We start from the raw sequence: 15,399 nt of genomic DNA, 5'->3' as shown, positions 1-15,399 counted from the left end.
GAAAGCCGACCATGTCTCCCCTGCTCCGCCTGCTCGCCAGCTTCATTGCCCTGATGATGGCCATGGGCATTGGCCGCTTCGCCCTGACCCCGCAACTGCCGCACCTGATCAGCGAAGGCCAGGTCGACCTGACCGCCGCCGGGCTGATTGCCGCCGCCAATTACCTGGGCTATTTCCTCGGAGCCCTGGACGCCATGTTCGCCCGGCGTCCGGCCCAGGTGCGCCTGCGCCTGCTGGGCGGCTTGTGGCTGTGCGTGCTGCTGACCCTGGCCTCGTTCTGGGCCCAGGGCTTCTGGCCGCACCTGCTGCTGCGCTTCGGCACCGGGGTGGCCAGCGCCTGGGTGCTGGTGATGATCACGGCCCTGAGCCAACCCCTGGCCCAGGCGGCGGGCCGGCCACGCCTCGGGGCCCTGGTGTTCGCCGGCCCGGGGCTGGGCATCATGCTCACCGGGCTACTGGCCCTGGGCTCCAATCTTCTGGGGCAAAGCTCGGCCAACCTGTGGCTGCTGTATGCCGCGGTCGCCTTGTTGATGCTGCTGGTGATCCTGCCGATCCTGCCCCCGGCCTCGGCGCGCCCCAGTGGCGAAACGCAGAGCGCCTGCGCCACTGAGCACAGCGTGGCGCGCCTGGGGCTGGTCTACGCCCTGTATGGCGTGGGCTACATCATCCCCGCGACCTTCCTTTCGCAGATGGCCAATGCGCGCTTCCAGGGCCAGTGGCAGGCCGACCTGTTCTGGCCCGGTTTCGGCCTGGCCGCGGCCGTGGGCGTGGCCCTGGCCAGCCTGCGTCGGCACACCCCACACAGCACCCGGCAATGGCTGATGGCGACCTTGTGGCTGCAGGCCGCCGGGGTCTTTGCCTGCCTGCTGGGCAGTGGCCTGGGGCTGGTATTGGGCGTGTTGCTGTGCGGCACGCCGTTCCTGGCCTGCATGCAGTTGGTGATGCAGCGCTCCCGGGAACTGGCGCCGCAGTCGGCCCAGCGCAACGCCGGCCTGCTCACTGCCTGCTTTGCCGTGGGCCAGTTGAGCGGCCCGTTGCTGGCCGCCCTGAGCAGCCACTTCAGCGGCGACCTGCAACTGGCGCTGGTGGTGGCGGGCTGCGGCTTGCTGATCGGCGCCAGCCTGCTCTGGCAACTGCGACCAAGGGCACAGCGCTGTGCGGTCGTCTCGTGAAGCGCGGGCTACAACAAGCGCTGGATCCGCCGCCGCAGCCACTGTTCGGCGCTGACGAAGGTAATACCCAGCAGCACCAGCATTGCCCCCAGCACGAAGTTGAGGCTCAAGGGCTCGTCCAGTAACAGCACGCCGAAGGTCACGCCGAACATCGGGGTCATGAAGGAAAACACTGCCAGGTTCGCCGCCAGATAACGCCGCAGCAGCCAGAACCAGGTCAGGTAGCTGAAGAACGATACCACCAGCCCCTGGAACAACACGCTGGCCACCGCTACCGGCGTCAGGCTGACCTGGGTCACCTGGCCGCTGAGCACGGCGATCAGCAACAGGCCGACGAAACCGACGATCAACTGATAGAACAGGGTTAGGGTCGCCGGCGCCTCGGACAGCCGCGAAGCCCGCACCACCACTGTGGTCGCGCCCCAGGCCAGCCCCGCCAGCAGTCCCAGAATGTCGCCCAGGAGCATGCGCCGGTCCAGGTTGTCCAGGGAGATCCCGCCGGCAAAGGCAATGCTGATGCCGATAAAGGCCAGGACGATCCCCAACCATTGCAAGGGCCGCAAGCGTTCGCTGGGCAACAGCCAATTGACCCCAAGGGCGGTGAAGATCGGTGCGGTGTAGAGAAACACCGACATGTGCGCGGCACTGGTGAGCTTCAGGCCTTCGGCGATAAACAGGAACTCCAGGCCGAACAGAGCGCCGGCCAGCAAGCCGCCGCGCCAGGTACTGGAAACCTGGGACCAGCCGCCTTTCCAGCACATCAGTACAGCCACCAGCAGCGCCGAGATCCCCGAACGGGCTGCCGCCTGCATGATGGGCGCGATGTCCGCCGCGGCCCACTTGATCATCACCTGCTGCACGCCCCAGATCAGGCACAGCCCCAACATCACCTGCAGGGCAAACCCATCGGCGTTGCGCCGTTCGATGCTCACCGCCGTACCTCACATTGATTCAATGACATGACCCCTACCCGAAATAAAGAACTGCCGCCGCGCCTGACGGGTCCCCTGGAGCAGACCTAGTTCCCGCCGTTTGCGCCAGGCGCCCAGCGGCAGGCACAGAAGACGCCGAAACTGCAGGCCAGGGCACTGGCCAGCATGCCCCAGGCCATGTCCAGCAGCGCCAGGGAAGCCGACCAGCCCTGCAAGGTCGCCCAGTTGCTCAGGTCATAAGTGCCGTAGGCCACCAGCCCGAGCAGCGCCCCCAGGCACGCAGCCCGGCGCCAGCCGCCCTGCTGCAGGGCGGGCCGCACGGCGAACAGCAGGCAACCGCTAACGTAGAGGAGGTAGAACAGCGCTGCCGGCAACAGCCGTGGCTGTTCCAGCAGCAGCGCCCCCAACTGGGCCCGGTAGGTCTCGCCCATCATCAGCCCCAGCCAGAGCGCGTCGAGTAGCAGGAACGCCAGCAAGGTGGCGAGCCAGGCAACCAGCGTGGTTTTCATAAGCCTCGCCCGCCGCGTGAAGTGAGTCTCAGCTTAGCTCGATACGATCCGCGTGAATGACAATCTGGCCCTGCTTGTAGAGGGCACCGATGGCCTTCTTGAAGTTGCCCTTGCTAACCCCGAACAAACTGCTGATCAAGGCCGGGTCGCTCTTGTCGCTGACCGCCAGCGAGCCATCGTTTTCCCGCAACTTGGCGAGGATCTTCGAGTTCAGGCTGGTGGCCGCCTGTTCACCGACAGGTTGCAGACTCAGGCTGATCTTGCCGTCGGCGCGCACTTCCTTGATGAAACCTTTCTCTTGCATCCCCGAGCGCAGGAACTTGAACACTTCGTTCTTGTGGATCAGGCCCCAGTGCTTGTTGTTGATGATGGCCTTGAAGCCCATGTCGGTGGACTCGGCCACCAGCAAGTCGACTTCCTGGCCGGCCTTGTAGTTGGCCGGCGTCTTGTCCAGGTAGCGGTCCAGACGGGCCGTGGCGGTGATACGGCGAGTGTGCTTGTCCAGGTAGACATGCACCACGCAGTATTCGCCGGCGTTCATCTGGCGCTTTTCCTCGGAGTACGGCAGCAGCAGATCCTTGGGCAGCCCCCAGTCCAGGAACACCCCGATACTGTTAACTTCGACGACTTTAAGACTGGCGAACTCACCAACTTGAACTTTCGGCTTTTCGGTAGTTGCGATTAACTTGTCAGCACTGTCCAAGTAAACAAAAACATTCAGCCAGTCTTCATCTTCACTGGGAATGTCCTTGGGGATATAACGATTGGGCAGCAATATTTCGCCGTCCGCCCCACCGTCCAGATACAAACCAAAGTTAGTGTGTTTAACCACTTGCAAACTGTTGTAGCGCCCGACTAAAGCCATTTCCAATACCCTCATTGCGTGGGCGGCATTCTACCTGTTTTCCAGGCCTGCGTTGACGCTCCTGAATCGCCGGCCACGAAATCCTTGATTTTTCTGGCGTTCCCAGCGCTCAACCGGCCGCTCGTCAGGCAAACAGCCGTGCATAGAGCCTTTGCGGAGCACAGCGAGAGGGCATTTTTTTCGATGGGTCCTTAGTTAAAACAGCGACTTAGGAAAATATCCGAAAAATAAACTTAGGAAAAACAGCAGGAAGCGCCTTTCTGTTCCAGGGGATATTTACCAAGCAATTGTCAAGTATTTCTGATAAGATGCCTGGCCAAATTAATTTTCCCGAAAGGTTAAATGGCCGCCATGCGAGTAAAAGCCTCCAACAGCAAAGCAAAACCAGCTCCCGCCGTTGAAACCAGTGAATCGATCAACGAACAGATCGCAGCGTTCCTGAAATCGGGCGGCGAAATCCAGCAGATCGCCAAAGGCGTCAGCGGCCAGACTTTCGGCCCGTCCAAGCAGATCAGCCTGGGCAAGAAGTAACTCCCCCGCGCATTATCCTGGTCCCTTAGCGCTTTGCCCCCAAAGCGCTAGGACTGGCACCCGCTCTCCTCCCCACTACCAGCAAATCGACGAACGGCCTTCAGCCAATGGCATTCGCCGGTATCCTTTACCCCCTCTAGATCAATCGTTTCAGCCGCCTTTCAGGTTGTCGCTCCGCGCAGTTCAGGGAGTGCTGCATGCTCAAATCCGCGTTGCTGGCCTGCAGCCTGCTGTTGGCCTGCCCCATTGCCCATGGGCAAATCTTCCAGCGCGAGCTGGGGGATTTCGACCTCAAGCTGGGCACCAGCCCCAGCCGCAGCATGGCCCAGGGCCTGGTCAAGCCGTCTTCCAGCGGCTCGTTCCACGGCGGCCTCGACCTGAGCCACGACAGTGGCTGGTATGCCGGCCAGTGGGCCCCCAGCATGGGCCTGAGCCCCTCCAGCAAACTGGAGGTGGATTCCTACCTGGGCTTCAAGCAGCCCTTCGACCAGACCCTGGGCTACGAACTGGGAATGATCCACTACAACTACCCGCAGTTGCGGACCCAGGACAGCCAGGAATTCTACGGCGGCCTGACCCTGCTCGGTAGCCGCTTCGGCGCGGCCTTCAGCAATGACCCGGACAAACGCAACAGCACCCTGTTCGCTGACCTGGGCGGCAACGTACCGTTCGGCATTGGCGTCAGCGTCAAATACACCACCCATCAACTGAACAATGGCGTCTCGATCGCCGACGGCGGCTACGTGGCCGGCTTCAATGACTGGTCGATCAAGCTCTCGCGCCCCTGGCTGGGGATCGACCTGAACCTGATCTACAGTGACTCCAGCCTCAGCGGCAACGACTGCAGCGCCTACTCCGGGCATAACCCGCAATGCGACGGCCTGCTCACCTTCAAGGCCGAACGGGCGTTCTACTGAACGTCTGAACTGCGAGGCGCCTTCAGGGTTCAGATACAGCAACCCGCACTCGCAAGGACTCGAACATGGCGCGCCGCTGGCACCTCCTCATTCCGCTCCTGATCATCAGCCTGCTGCTGGGCGCCTGTAGCCGGGTCGGCCTGGCCTATCGCAACCTGGATGTGATCATTCCCTGGAACCTCAACGACTACCTGGACATGAACAGCGAGCAGAAGAGCTGGTTCAACCAGCGCCTGCAGCAGCACCTGAGCTGGCATTGCACCACCCAGCTCCCAGGTTACCTGGACTGGCTCGACCGCCTGCAACTGATGGTGCAGAACAACCAGGTCAGCGACCAGGGCTTGCAAGAGCGCACCCGGGAAGCCAAGCAAGCCATCGCCGAAACCGCCCAGCAGATCACCCCGTCCGCCGTGGAGCTGCTCCAGGGTCTGAACGACCAGCAAGTCAAAGAGATGAATTCCGCCTTCGCCAAGGACCTGCAGGAACACCAGGAGCAATACCTCAAGCCGCCTTTGGCGCAACAGATAGAGCAGCGCAGCCAACGCATGAGCAAGCGCCTGAACGCCTGGCTCGGCTCCCTAAGCCCGAGCCAGCAGCAACGGGTGGAACAATGGTCCAGCAGCCTGGGCGAGCAGAACCAGCAGTGGATCGCCAACCGAGCCCACTGGCAGGCGCAATTCAGCGCGGCCGTGGAGCAACGGCAAAACAGCGATTTCCCACAACGTATCGAGCAATTGCTGGTACACCGCGAGAGCTTATGGACGCCGGACTATCGCCAAGCGTACGCCCACACCGAACAGGCCGCACGCAGCCTGCTGGTGGACCTGATGGCACAAAGCACCCCGGCCCAGCGCCAGCGCCTGCTGAAGAAAATCGACGGAGTGCGCAAGGACTTCGCCGAGCTCAAATGCCTGCAGAACGCCCGCCAGGGCTAGGCGCAACCTAGGCGATCTGGGCCTTGGAGGCCACCTGATCGAAGGTCGCCGAATCCAGCGCATCGGCCTGCTCATCCAGCACCTGGCGCGGGTGATCATTGCCCGGGATGCTGCTGTCAATCAGGCACAGCAGGCTGGAACCACGGGGCGTGAGCACGAAGTTCTCGCCATTGCCGCCCTCCTCTTCCGGCCGGCTTTCGATAAAGCCACGGTCCAGCAGTAACTTTTCGTACTCGGTGGCGGTGACTTTCAGGTCATCCAGATTGCCGGTGGGCTCGCCTTCCGCCGCCTTGGCCGCCGCATGCTGCTCGGCATAGGGTCGCGGAGTGAAGCTGTGGCCGGCGCCGTTCTGCACTTCGTGCAGCAGTCGTTCGATCAGATCCCAGTTATAAGTCGTCATCCTGATTCAACCTCCAGACAAGAGAATGAAATGCCTTCACACGTTGTGACCGGCAGGCCATTCAGCCGTTCAGGAAATCCACCCCAGGCCGCCGCCCCCTGATCGGAAAACCGCTGGGCGGTTTGTCGATCCACTCCAGCGCCAAACGACTAGCGTGTGTAAGACCCATCGCCCCCACTGCCTTGAGGAGAGATGTCATGTCCGTTACCGAGCATCCCGTGGTCTCCCGGGAACAATGGCTGCAAGCCCGCAAACAGCACCTGATCCACGAAAAGGCCTTTACCCGCCAGCGCGACCAGCTCAGCGCCGAACGCCGGGCGCTGCCCTGGGTAAAAATCGACAAGCCCTATCAGTTTCATGGCCCCGATGGCCCGCTGGGCCTGGCCGATCTGTTTGGCGACCACAGCCAACTGCTGGTCTACCACTTCATGTTTGCCGAAGGTTGGGAGGAAGGCTGCAAGGGCTGCTCGTTCGTCGCCGACCACTTCGATGGCGCCAACCAGCACCTGGCCCACCACGATGTAGCGCTGGTGGCCATCTCCCACGCCCCTTATGCCGAGTTCCAGGCCTTTCGCCAGCGCATGGGTTGGCATTTCGATTGGTATTCCAGCGCCGGCGACGACTTCAACCAGGACTTCGGCGTCAGCCTCAGCGCCGAGCAACTGGCCCAGGGCACTGCCAGCTACAACTACGAACAGGCCAGTGGTAATGAGCAGGAGTTGCCCGGGCTCAGCGTCTTCTACCGCAACCCGCAAGGTGAGATATTCCACACCTATTCCACCTATGCCCGCGGGCTGGACCTGTTGCTGGGGGCCTACAACTTCCTCGACCTGACGCCCAAGGGGCGCAACGAAGAGCAGATCATGGGCTGGGTCCGGCACCACGATCGCTACCAGGCAACGCCCCAGGGCAAGAGCAGCAGTTGCTGTTGTGACGATTGAGAACCTGTTCGCCGGCAGAACCTGCCGCAGGAGCCAGCTTGCCGGCGAATCGCACTCACAAACGGCACAAATCTGCGGCAGACTGTGACGACCCACCCAGCCAACTAAGCTGTAGACATGAGCGCCGCCTATCACAGCCTCCACGAATACACCCTGCGCATGAGCCGGGTGCTGGAGCATATCGACCAACACCTGGACCAACCCCTGGAGCTGGCGGACCTGGCGCGGGTCGCACATTTCTCGCCCTACCACTTCCACCGCCTGTTCAGCGCCTGGGTCGGCGAGCCCCTGGGTGCCTACCTGCGCCGCCGACGCCTGGCCTGCGGCGCCTACCTCATGGCCAGCCGCCCCTCGGCCTCAGTGCTGGAAATTGCCCTGGAAGTCGGCTTCGGCTCCGGCGAGGCATTTTCCCGGGCCTTCAAACAGCACTTCTCGGTCTCCCCCAGCACCTGGCGCGATACCGAGCCCAAACGCTGGCACCGCCGCCTGGACGACATCCGCGAACGCCGCCTGCGTGAATTGCGCAATCCTGATCAGACCCACATCCCCGCCTTCGACGATCCTGACGCCTTCATTCACCTGAAGGAAACCGCGATGAAGGTCACCCTGCAGCAACTACCCGCCACCCGCGTGGCCTACCTGCGCTACATCGGCGCCTACGGCCCGGGCATTGGTGTTTTCTGGCGCGAAACCGCAGCGCCATGGATGCTCGAACATCAACTTTTCAACCGCGTGCGCTACGGCATCGGCCACGACGACCCGGACCTCACCCCCGCCGACAAATGCCGCTACGACGCCTGCGTGGAAGTGCCCGAAGACTTCAAGGCCAGCGCCCCCGCGGTCGTCACCACCCTGCCCGGCGGCCTCTACGCCGTGGCCCACTACCGCGGCCTGGGCCCGGCTATCGCCGACGCCTGGATCGAACTGTGCCGCGACTGGCTGCCCAAGAGCGGCCTGCAATTCGACCCGCGCCCGGCCTTCGAACGCTACCCGGCGGATGCCTTCTACGACGTCAAGACCGGGGAGCTGGAGTGTGAGATCTGCATTCCGGTGAAAAAGCTATAACCCAAAAAGCACGTTGATCCCCCTGTAGGATCGAGCTCGCTCGCGAACAACACCAACGATAACGCGCCGCTACTGAAAGAACGCGACGCCCTGGCGCTCATCGCGAGCAAGCTCGCTCCTACAATCCCCCCACACACTCACTCAACGAGAAGGAATGGCCGTGATATCGCGAACGATGAACCTCGGCAGAGCACGAATGTAGAAGTTCTCCACATCCGAATTACCGCTGTTGGTGATCGCCCCCAACATGGTCTTCATATTGCGCAACTGGCCCATGGCCCCGGCAGGCTGCAAACCATCGCGCTCCTGGGCGAAATGCAACACCTCGGCGCCGTCGCGCTTGACCTGCACCTTGTAGCCAAAGTCGACACTGGCAAGGATCGTATTGTCATCGACGACCATCGACACCAGCCCGCCCTGGGAATCACTGAGGCGGCGCTTGTACACCGCATCTACATCCAGCAGGTAGTCGGCACTGTCCTTGGTGGCGGCGTAGCGATTGGCATTGCCCAACTGCCGGATCAACTCCATGCCCAGTTGCTGACGCAACTTGTCCTCGGGCAGAAAGCGCTCACTCTCGCCGACCAGTTGCAGTTTGAAAGTGTCGATCCAATAAGTCGCGTTGGCGGGAATCCGTACCGGTTTGGGCGAGATGTAATAGTCCGGGGTGGAGGCGCAACCGGCGAGCAAAGCGAGGGTGAAGAGCAGAGACAACAGACGCATGACGGATCTTCCTTGAGAAGGTTTTCAACAACGCACCGCCACCTGAAAACCACCTGTGGCATGGCGATAAGCGGCGGCATTGTAAGCCAGGAAAATCGCGGCGGACCGGCTTGAACAGGTCCTCTCGACAAATTAGGAATTGCCTTACAGCAGAAGCAGACAATCCAGTAGGAATGAGGCTTAAAGGACAGGGAGGAACGCTGGATATAGTCGAGGGAGCGTTGAAAGAACGACCGGGTTTGGCGACCTGATTTACAGAGGGAATGCAAAAGATCCAGCTTGCAGCTATTTTGCGTCCGCACACGCAGTTCTATGACGGCTGTGCGCGAGAGATCTCAGGATCTGCCAACTTTACCTCTGTGGTCGGTTCGCCAACCTGCGTACAGCCGTCACCCTCTTGTTTGGCGACAACGGGTGTAGGCATTCAGCCAGTCAAACAGAGGTCTACACATGAACAGATACATGCCGATTACCGGCCACGACTGCAACACTCCCTCACTGCTGATCGATACCCAAGCCCCCATTGACGTCCTGCACGATGCAGCGGCGTATCGCATTCGCGCCGTGACTCAATTGCTGGAGAACTTCGCGATTTCTGATGAAGCGCCCAAAGGTGCAGTGGTACTGCAGGAACTGCCGCTGGTGTGCAGCATTTTGCTGCGCGATGGGTGTGATTTGATGGATGTGGCAGGGCGACGGATGCAAGGGCAGCTATTCGCATAAGCAGACAGGGGCATTATAAATCCACCTCCTTTAGCCAACCGCTGCGGGCGCTCTGCCAGAGACGCCCGCACTTTCAACTCCGGTCTTCCGCATTCGTGGCAGCCTTACCTCGATTTTTCTTAAGTTCCTTATCAGCTCAGCCCCCTAACAAATCACCAACAACCTCAGATTTAATTCAGCATCAATATAGCCGCCGCATGCACACATCATAATTTTCAAAAAACCACTTACAACATCACTCTTCTTCATTAGCTCGCGCACGCTGCCCCTTCTCAGGACTAGTCGACAACATCAACATCAAATCCGTCACTATCGCCTTTCTCAAAGCCAAACTTTCTACTCCCATCGGCTTGAAAAACAATAAACCTATCATTAACCACATCAGCCTTATGAAGGTAATCACCGACGGCAACTTCTATCCCAAAGTTTTCAGCGAGATATTTCGCAAACCCAGCCAGAACCTCATCAACAACTTCAAAATAGCAATAGAATATAGCCAACGTCCTATAACCTACGCCATTGTATTCCAGCCTAATTCCGATAGATCCCTCCCGCTCGATCTCTGACAACGCCCAAAAAGCATCGACACTTAAAACATTCAAATCCGACAACTCAAAAAAAAACGTAAGCGCAGCCGAAACCTCTCTTATATGGAGTTCTTTTCTGATCGACACTTCAAATATTGAAATATTCATTTTCTGCTACTGAACAAGTCTATTAGTTTTTGACGAGAGGCTTCACTCAATCCAGGGTTGCCACCCTTCAACATCCCTTCAAATGCTTTTTGCGCTCCACCTTGAAGGCCACCATTTTTAACCATATCTGTGTAGATTCCAAATTCCGCTTGCGACAACTACACAAGTCCAGGCCCCGTCCTCGGAAAAATAGTTGAGCTTCCAGGGTGTGTCCCATAGACCCTTCCTGAAGAAGTCAAAATATCCCCACCACTCAGAAGAGTAGCTTTTCCAGAGTTGATCTCCGCAATATCGACTCTCAAATCAATTCCACCTATCGCAACCGTTTTGGGAGTATTTCTATCTCCAGCACCAAATCTTGTAGAGCCGGTTATCGTATCCACACTATGAGACTTAGAAACGCTCACAGGAGCTTCAGGAGTAAAAAAACCATTATTTTTTGGGAGCTTACTATTTCCGCCTACTGTTCTACCAAAAGCGGTAATCATGGCAAACTTTACAAGTTCTTCCTTTGAAGCACCATTATTGAGTAGGTTCGTAACACCATTGATATCTAATGGAGCGAGAACCGAGCTAATCACACCATCCTTAAGAGATAACTCGCGAATTTTTTCGTCACTTAAACCCTGTTTTTTCCACTCGGAAATCTGCTCACTGCTTCTGACTATAGCCAGATACGGGTTGCTGATGGTTCCAATGGGAGTCCAGTCATTTCCGTTGAGGGTGTAAATATTCCCAAGAATCCCGCCCCAACCCGAATTTAATTGCCCTTCTTTCGCACCCTCCATCATGATGCGTGCATATTTCCCAAAAAGGAGATTCAGCTCCTCTTGGCTGAGTCCCCCTGCCTGATACAACGCAACCAGGTTTTCTCCAGACTCTTTTTCTCGCTGCCGGTACTCATTGCGCACCGCACGCTCACAACCACCATCCCCAGCACAAGCAGAAAACTTCTCCTGCAAGTCATTCATACCGCCGATTTTTGCGGCCACCAGTTTTTCATGAAGCGCTACCAAGCTGGTTTCATTCAACCTCTCAACGCCGTACTTATTCGCTAATAAGTTGTTCTCCACAGCATTCTTGCCAGCTCCGGCCCCCGCAATAGCACCCGCGCTATCGCCTTTCGCAATTCCCCCCGCAAGCCCAGCGGCTAACGTTGATAGCGCAGCCACTGTCTGCTTTTGTTCTTCACTGAGGGAGCTGGTATCGCTGGTGCCATACAGCTGCTGGGTGATCAATCGAGCAGCCAACTCTCCACCTGCGGCGCCCGCTTCAGCTCATCACATTCCAGCGTCGGCGCATGGCGTAATGGAAGATGGCTCTATCCGTAATGCTTTATGAGACCGAGACGCTGGATATGGCCGAGAACATCACTGGCTTTGCCGAACGGCTACGCAGCCTTCGCAAGCAGAAAAACCTGTCCCAAACCGAACTGGGGCAACTGGCTGAACTGCACTACACCCACATTGGCCGCTACGAACGTGGAACTTCACGGCCCAGCGGCGACACTTTAGAAGCGTCTGGCCGATGCCCTGGATGTCAGCAGCGATTACCTGCTGGAAGGAGCAAGCGATGACGCGGCCAAGGCTAAGTTCGAGGATCGGGAATTGTTGCGGCAGTTTCAGGAAGTCGAGCAGATACCCGAAGAAGACAAGAAGGTGGTCAAGACGTTGCTCGATGCCTTCCTGATCAAAAAACATTTGCAGACGCTGACCCGTTAGCCCTGCAAAAAAGACGCGGGCCTTGAGTGCTCTAACACCCAAGACCCGCTAACCACAAGCAGCTAAACAGGAGCTGAATATGGCTAAGGCCGATCATAGGGCAGCCCTGCCCAAAACTGAACGTTTCGCCACCATCGCAGCCGATTTCTACCCGCCGTTGAGTGGCACCGAGTATCCCCAGTACCGACTTGTTCCCCCGCTTCCATTACGTAGGCATTGGTTGCAGCAGGCGGGATTTGAGGTCAATCAGAAGATTAGAATTGAGGTCAGTAAGAATAGGAGTGAAACATAGAAATCTCCCCAGCTAGCCGGGGAGATTTTCATTCCTTTTCTTCAAGGTAAGGCCAATATTCTGGCCCTTCATCCTTTTTTATCCAAATCCGAGCGCATACAGGGCAAATAATAACATCTTTGCCAGTTGCATCTATACGATCAAAAAATTCATCAAAAGGAACTCTTCCTTTATCAGCCTGCTCCGCCAAATCATACAGTAGCTTATTTGAAACAAGAGTGAACTCATCTGAAGTAGGAGAGCTAACCAAGCTAATGACATGGGAGCATCTACATAGAACTTTAGACACTTTTACCTCCCTAACAGGCTATTAATAGCTTGCCTATCTAACTGAATAGTTTTTCCCCCTGAGAGAAAATCACTTGCTTCAGAGGAATTGGTTCCCCCCCTTTGTTTTTCCCAAAAGCTGCAGCAGCAGACTTATACATATCTACTTTGCTAAAACTCTCAGGAACGACCACCACCACTGAATTTGCCTGCCCTTGAACAACTTTCTTCTCAATCTCTCGAGAAATAGTCTTAGGGTTCAAATTATTTGGCGCGTAAACGTCAACCTTCCCAAACCCTTGAACGTTGAATTCAGCAGTAGGCAAGCCAGATATGCCTTTTTTGCTTACCTCCAAGGGTACATGGACGTCATAGGCAAGATTTTGAGTAGCTTTCAGTCCTTGTTGCTTCGAAGCACTCAAACTTTCAAATGTCTTTCCGTTCTCAAAGGAAACACTTCATTTTCAGGAAATTACAGAAGTACCAGTTCCTTTTGCCACGATTTCACTGAGAATAACTAACTATTCTTGGGCATATGACACTGGGGCAGAATTAAAGCCGTTCCAAAACACCCATAATCTTCCACAACGAGAACACTTGAGAGCACTATTCATCTCTCGATAAATCGCCTCCAAATCCACCCGCCCTTGGAACTTGTCAAAGTTCTCATCTGAAATCAAAAGCCATTCAATTGGATTCGGTATCTCACCAAAACTTAACTTATTACCACATTTACAGAGCATTGATGGCATTTCACTTACCTATGATAACGATATCATTGATTTTTTTCGCCCCTGTACCATTAACTCTCCGCAGAACATCTCCCAACTGCTCTCTGGTAACGGTGCCTCTAGATAAATCTAGAACAACCCCCTCAGCTTGCGTATTTTTCTTTGCTATCGCAGAAATTATTCGGTCCGCATTACCCGTTGTAGGGGTATATACATCATAGCTCACACCATCGACTAGAAGATCTGAAATTTTCCCTTCTGCTCTCGTACCAACAGGACGACGCAGCTCAACTTTTTACCTTGAGCAGCCATATAGTATGCAGAGTTTATCTCTGACTGAAAGAAACTTCCATTTGGATCTATTCGTAGTTTACCTTTTGCAGCTTGCCCCGCAGCCCCACCCGATCCGTCTGTAACCTTTGAAAGCTTACTGCTACCACTGGCCACCCTGCCAAAAGCGGCAATCATGGCGAACTGGACGAGCTCCTCCTTCGATGCGCCGTTATTTAGTAAGTTCGTAACACCATTAACATCCACGGGTGCCAGGACCGAACTGATAACACCATCCTTAAGAGATAACTCACGAATCTTTTCGTCGCTTAAACCCTGCTTTTTTCCACTCGGAAATCTGCTCACTGCTTCTGACTATAGCCAGATACGGGTTGCTGATGGCTCCAATGGGAGTCCAGTCATTTCCGTTGAGGGTGTATATACTCCCAAGAATCCCGCCCCAACCCGAATTTAATTGCCCTTCTTTCGCACCCTCCATCATGATGCGTGCATATTTTCCAAAAAGGAGATTCAGCTCCTCTTGGCTTAGTCCCCCTGCCTGATACAACGCAACCAGGTTTTCTCCAGACTCTTTTTCTCGCTGCCGGTACTCATTGCGCACCGCACGCTCACAACCACCATCCCCAGCACAAGCAGAAAACTTCTCCTGCAAGTCATTCATATCGCCGACTTTTGCGGCCATCAGTTTTTCATGAAGCGCTACCAAGCTGGCTTCATTCAACTTTTCAACGCCGTACTTATTCGCTAATAAGTTGTTCTCCACAGCATTCTTACCAGCCCCGGCACCCGCAATAGCACCCGCGCTATCACCTTTCGCAATTCCCCCCGCAAGCCCAGCGGCTAACGTCGATAGCGCAGCCACTGTCTGCTTTTGTTCTTCACTGAGGGTGCTGGTATCGCTGGTGCCATACAGCTGCTGGGTGATCAATCGAGCAGCCAGCTCTCCACCTGCAGCACCTGCTGCGCCCGCTATTGCCGAGTTACCTTGGGCCTGGGCAATGGCAGCTCCCAGCACCGCGTGAGCCATTGTGTTGAGGGCTGGATTGTCACCTGTGGTTTTCTTGATCAACTGCGCCAGGTACGGTGCCGAGGCGCCAGCCAGAGCAGAGCCAATATCCCCGCCTGCCAGCCCTTGCAGGGCCGCCGTTACCGCTTGCGCGACGCGCTGATAGTCACCACCCGTACCGTACTTGCCCATAACCTGCTTGTACGCATCAGTGGCAATCAACTGCTTCTGGTAGTTTTCAACATCCTCTTTGCTGGCATTTTTCCCAGGTCGATGGATTCCTAGTTTCTCCAGCTCATCACTCGCGTCTTTATCAGCCTTAAGCTGACCTTCGGTCCGAACAATGTCCGTTACCTGAGTGCCAATCTCGCCAATCAACTTCACCTCTCGCAGGCGCTTCTGCTCCTTCTCCTTGTCGAAGATCGGGCTGATGCTGCCATTGGCGTGTTCGACGTCGCGGCTGAGGGTGGCAACGTCCTGCTTCTGCTGGCCTGGATCACGAATGTCCAAAGTGCCGTTGGAGATTGCCGATGAGGTGGCGCCGCTGGCACTGCCGCCGTGGTTGTAGGCGATCAACATGCCGCTGGGCATGTTGCGGGTGAAGCCATCAGCACCGCCGTTACCGCTGCTGACGCTGGCGCTCTGCATCTGGCTTTTGTATTCGGCCTCGTTCTTGGGGCAGC

The 15,399-nt window shown here is 56.9% G+C and carries 21 protein-coding genes; 9 read left to right on the top strand and 12 right to left on the bottom strand.

The window, feature by feature from the left end:
- Nucleotides 1-11 precede the first annotated feature (11 nt).
- A complete protein-coding gene (locus AC07R1_RS17215) occupies nt 12-1,172 on the top strand; it encodes a YbfB/YjiJ family MFS transporter (RefSeq protein ID WP_011059906.1) in 1,161 nt (386 codons plus the stop codon).
- A gap of 8 nt (nt 1,173-1,180) precedes the next feature.
- On the opposite strand, the gene AC07R1_RS17210 is transcribed toward AC07R1_RS17215, so the two are convergent.
- From AC07R1_RS17210 to AC07R1_RS17200, 3 genes are all read right to left on the bottom strand, one after another.
- Entirely contained in the window at nt 1,181-2,104 is a 924-nt protein-coding gene (locus AC07R1_RS17210; protein ID WP_053150154.1) for a DMT family transporter, read from the bottom strand.
- An 86-nt stretch (nt 2,105-2,190) separates the two neighbouring features.
- The gene (locus tag AC07R1_RS17205; protein ID WP_053149681.1) at nt 2,191-2,613 is read right to left on the bottom strand and encodes a DUF2177 family protein; all 423 of its coding nucleotides are present in this window, start codon (nt 2,611-2,613) and stop codon (nt 2,191-2,193) included.
- 28 nt (nt 2,614-2,641) lie between these two features.
- Nucleotides 2,642-3,478 (bottom strand): CvfB family protein, encoded by an 837-nt coding sequence (locus AC07R1_RS17200; protein ID WP_026020046.1) that lies wholly within the window; start codon nt 3,476-3,478, stop codon nt 2,642-2,644.
- Nucleotides 3,479-3,820: 342 nt separating this feature from the next.
- Here AC07R1_RS17200 and AC07R1_RS17195 point away from each other — a divergent pair, with 342 nt between their 5' ends.
- The 3 genes from AC07R1_RS17195 (at nt 3,821) to AC07R1_RS17185 (ending at nt 5,861) form a co-directional block, all read left to right on the top strand.
- A complete protein-coding gene (locus AC07R1_RS17195) occupies nt 3,821-4,009 on the top strand; it encodes a PFL_1563 family small protein (protein ID WP_016962619.1) in 189 nt (62 codons plus the stop codon).
- A gap of 197 nt (nt 4,010-4,206) precedes the next feature.
- A complete protein-coding gene (locus AC07R1_RS17190) occupies nt 4,207-4,926 on the top strand; it encodes a TorF family putative porin (RefSeq protein WP_065363342.1) in 720 nt (239 codons plus the stop codon).
- 65 nt (nt 4,927-4,991) lie between these two features.
- On the top strand, nt 4,992-5,861 hold the full coding sequence (locus AC07R1_RS17185; RefSeq protein WP_041116600.1) for a DUF6279 family lipoprotein: 870 nt from the start codon (nt 4,992-4,994) through the stop codon (nt 5,859-5,861).
- 7 nt (nt 5,862-5,868) lie between these two features.
- Here AC07R1_RS17185 and AC07R1_RS17180 read toward each other — a convergent pair whose 3' ends face one another.
- Nucleotides 5,869-6,261 carry a hypothetical protein gene (locus AC07R1_RS17180; protein WP_041116598.1) on the bottom strand — a complete coding sequence of 131 codons (393 nt, stop codon included), beginning with the start codon at nt 6,259-6,261 and terminating at the stop codon, nt 5,869-5,871.
- A 197-nt stretch (nt 6,262-6,458) separates the two neighbouring features.
- On the opposite strand from AC07R1_RS17180, the gene AC07R1_RS17175 reads away from it, so the two are divergent.
- A complete protein-coding gene (locus AC07R1_RS17175) occupies nt 6,459-7,202 on the top strand; it encodes a DUF899 domain-containing protein (RefSeq protein ID WP_015634583.1) in 744 nt (247 codons plus the stop codon).
- A 117-nt stretch (nt 7,203-7,319) separates the two neighbouring features.
- Complete coding sequence (locus AC07R1_RS17170; RefSeq protein ID WP_011059897.1) at nt 7,320-8,267, top strand: AraC family transcriptional regulator; 948 nt, start codon at nt 7,320-7,322, stop codon at nt 8,265-8,267.
- Nucleotides 8,268-8,408: 141 nt separating this feature from the next.
- On the opposite strand, the gene AC07R1_RS17165 is transcribed toward AC07R1_RS17170, so the two are convergent.
- Nucleotides 8,409-8,990, bottom strand: coding sequence for a hypothetical protein (locus tag AC07R1_RS17165; RefSeq protein WP_276495267.1), 582 nt, complete (start codon nt 8,988-8,990; stop codon nt 8,409-8,411).
- Nucleotides 8,991-9,440: 450 nt separating this feature from the next.
- Here AC07R1_RS17165 and AC07R1_RS17160 point away from each other — a divergent pair, with 450 nt between their 5' ends.
- On the top strand, nt 9,441-9,713 hold the full coding sequence (locus tag AC07R1_RS17160) for a hypothetical protein (RefSeq protein WP_495110777.1): 273 nt from the start codon (nt 9,441-9,443) through the stop codon (nt 9,711-9,713).
- A gap of 278 nt (nt 9,714-9,991) precedes the next feature.
- On the opposite strand, the gene AC07R1_RS17155 is transcribed toward AC07R1_RS17160, so the two are convergent.
- Both AC07R1_RS17155 and AC07R1_RS17150 read right to left on the bottom strand, forming a co-directional pair.
- Nucleotides 9,992-10,408, bottom strand: coding sequence for a hypothetical protein (locus AC07R1_RS17155; RefSeq protein ID WP_495110776.1), 417 nt, complete (start codon nt 10,406-10,408; stop codon nt 9,992-9,994).
- A gap of 158 nt (nt 10,409-10,566) precedes the next feature.
- Nucleotides 10,567-11,658, bottom strand: a complete 1,092-nt coding sequence (locus AC07R1_RS17150; protein WP_495110775.1) for a VENN motif pre-toxin domain-containing protein — start codon at nt 11,656-11,658, stop codon at nt 10,567-10,569.
- A 65-nt stretch (nt 11,659-11,723) separates the two neighbouring features.
- Here AC07R1_RS17150 and AC07R1_RS17145 point away from each other — a divergent pair, with 65 nt between their 5' ends.
- Both AC07R1_RS17145 and AC07R1_RS17140 read left to right on the top strand, forming a co-directional pair.
- Entirely contained in the window at nt 11,724-11,984 is a 261-nt protein-coding gene (locus AC07R1_RS17145; protein WP_495110774.1) for a helix-turn-helix domain-containing protein, read from the top strand.
- A gap of 224 nt (nt 11,985-12,208) precedes the next feature.
- A complete protein-coding gene (locus AC07R1_RS17140) occupies nt 12,209-12,421 on the top strand; it encodes a SymE family type I addiction module toxin (protein ID WP_495110773.1) in 213 nt (70 codons plus the stop codon).
- 28 nt (nt 12,422-12,449) lie between these two features.
- Here AC07R1_RS17140 and AC07R1_RS17135 read toward each other — a convergent pair whose 3' ends face one another.
- From AC07R1_RS17135 to AC07R1_RS17115, 5 genes are all read right to left on the bottom strand, one after another.
- On the bottom strand, nt 12,450-12,710 hold the full coding sequence (locus tag AC07R1_RS17135) for a DUF8617 domain-containing protein (RefSeq protein WP_495110772.1): 261 nt from the start codon (nt 12,708-12,710) through the stop codon (nt 12,450-12,452).
- Nucleotides 12,711-12,747: 37 nt separating this feature from the next.
- Nucleotides 12,748-13,110: a hypothetical protein gene (locus tag AC07R1_RS17130; RefSeq protein WP_495110771.1), complete on the bottom strand. Its 363-nt coding sequence runs from the start codon at nt 13,108-13,110 to the stop codon at nt 12,748-12,750.
- 99 nt (nt 13,111-13,209) lie between these two features.
- Nucleotides 13,210-13,431 carry a DUF8617 domain-containing protein gene (locus AC07R1_RS17125; protein WP_492585424.1) on the bottom strand — a complete coding sequence of 74 codons (222 nt, stop codon included), beginning with the start codon at nt 13,429-13,431 and terminating at the stop codon, nt 13,210-13,212.
- Between the two features lie 10 nt (nt 13,432-13,441).
- Nucleotides 13,442-13,669 (bottom strand): CdiA C-terminal domain-containing protein, encoded by a 228-nt coding sequence (locus AC07R1_RS17120; RefSeq protein ID WP_495110808.1) that lies wholly within the window; start codon nt 13,667-13,669, stop codon nt 13,442-13,444.
- 330 nt (nt 13,670-13,999) lie between these two features.
- The gene (locus tag AC07R1_RS17115) at nt 14,000-15,364 is read right to left on the bottom strand and encodes a VENN motif pre-toxin domain-containing protein (RefSeq protein WP_495110770.1); all 1,365 of its coding nucleotides are present in this window, start codon (nt 15,362-15,364) and stop codon (nt 14,000-14,002) included.
- Between the last annotated feature and the right edge of the window lie 35 nt (nt 15,365-15,399).

Source organism: Pseudomonas sp. GW821-FHT07F01 (assembly GCF_059418825.1).
Note: the sequence above shows the minus strand (reverse complement) of the source record. Positions and strands in the feature narration are given on the sequence as shown.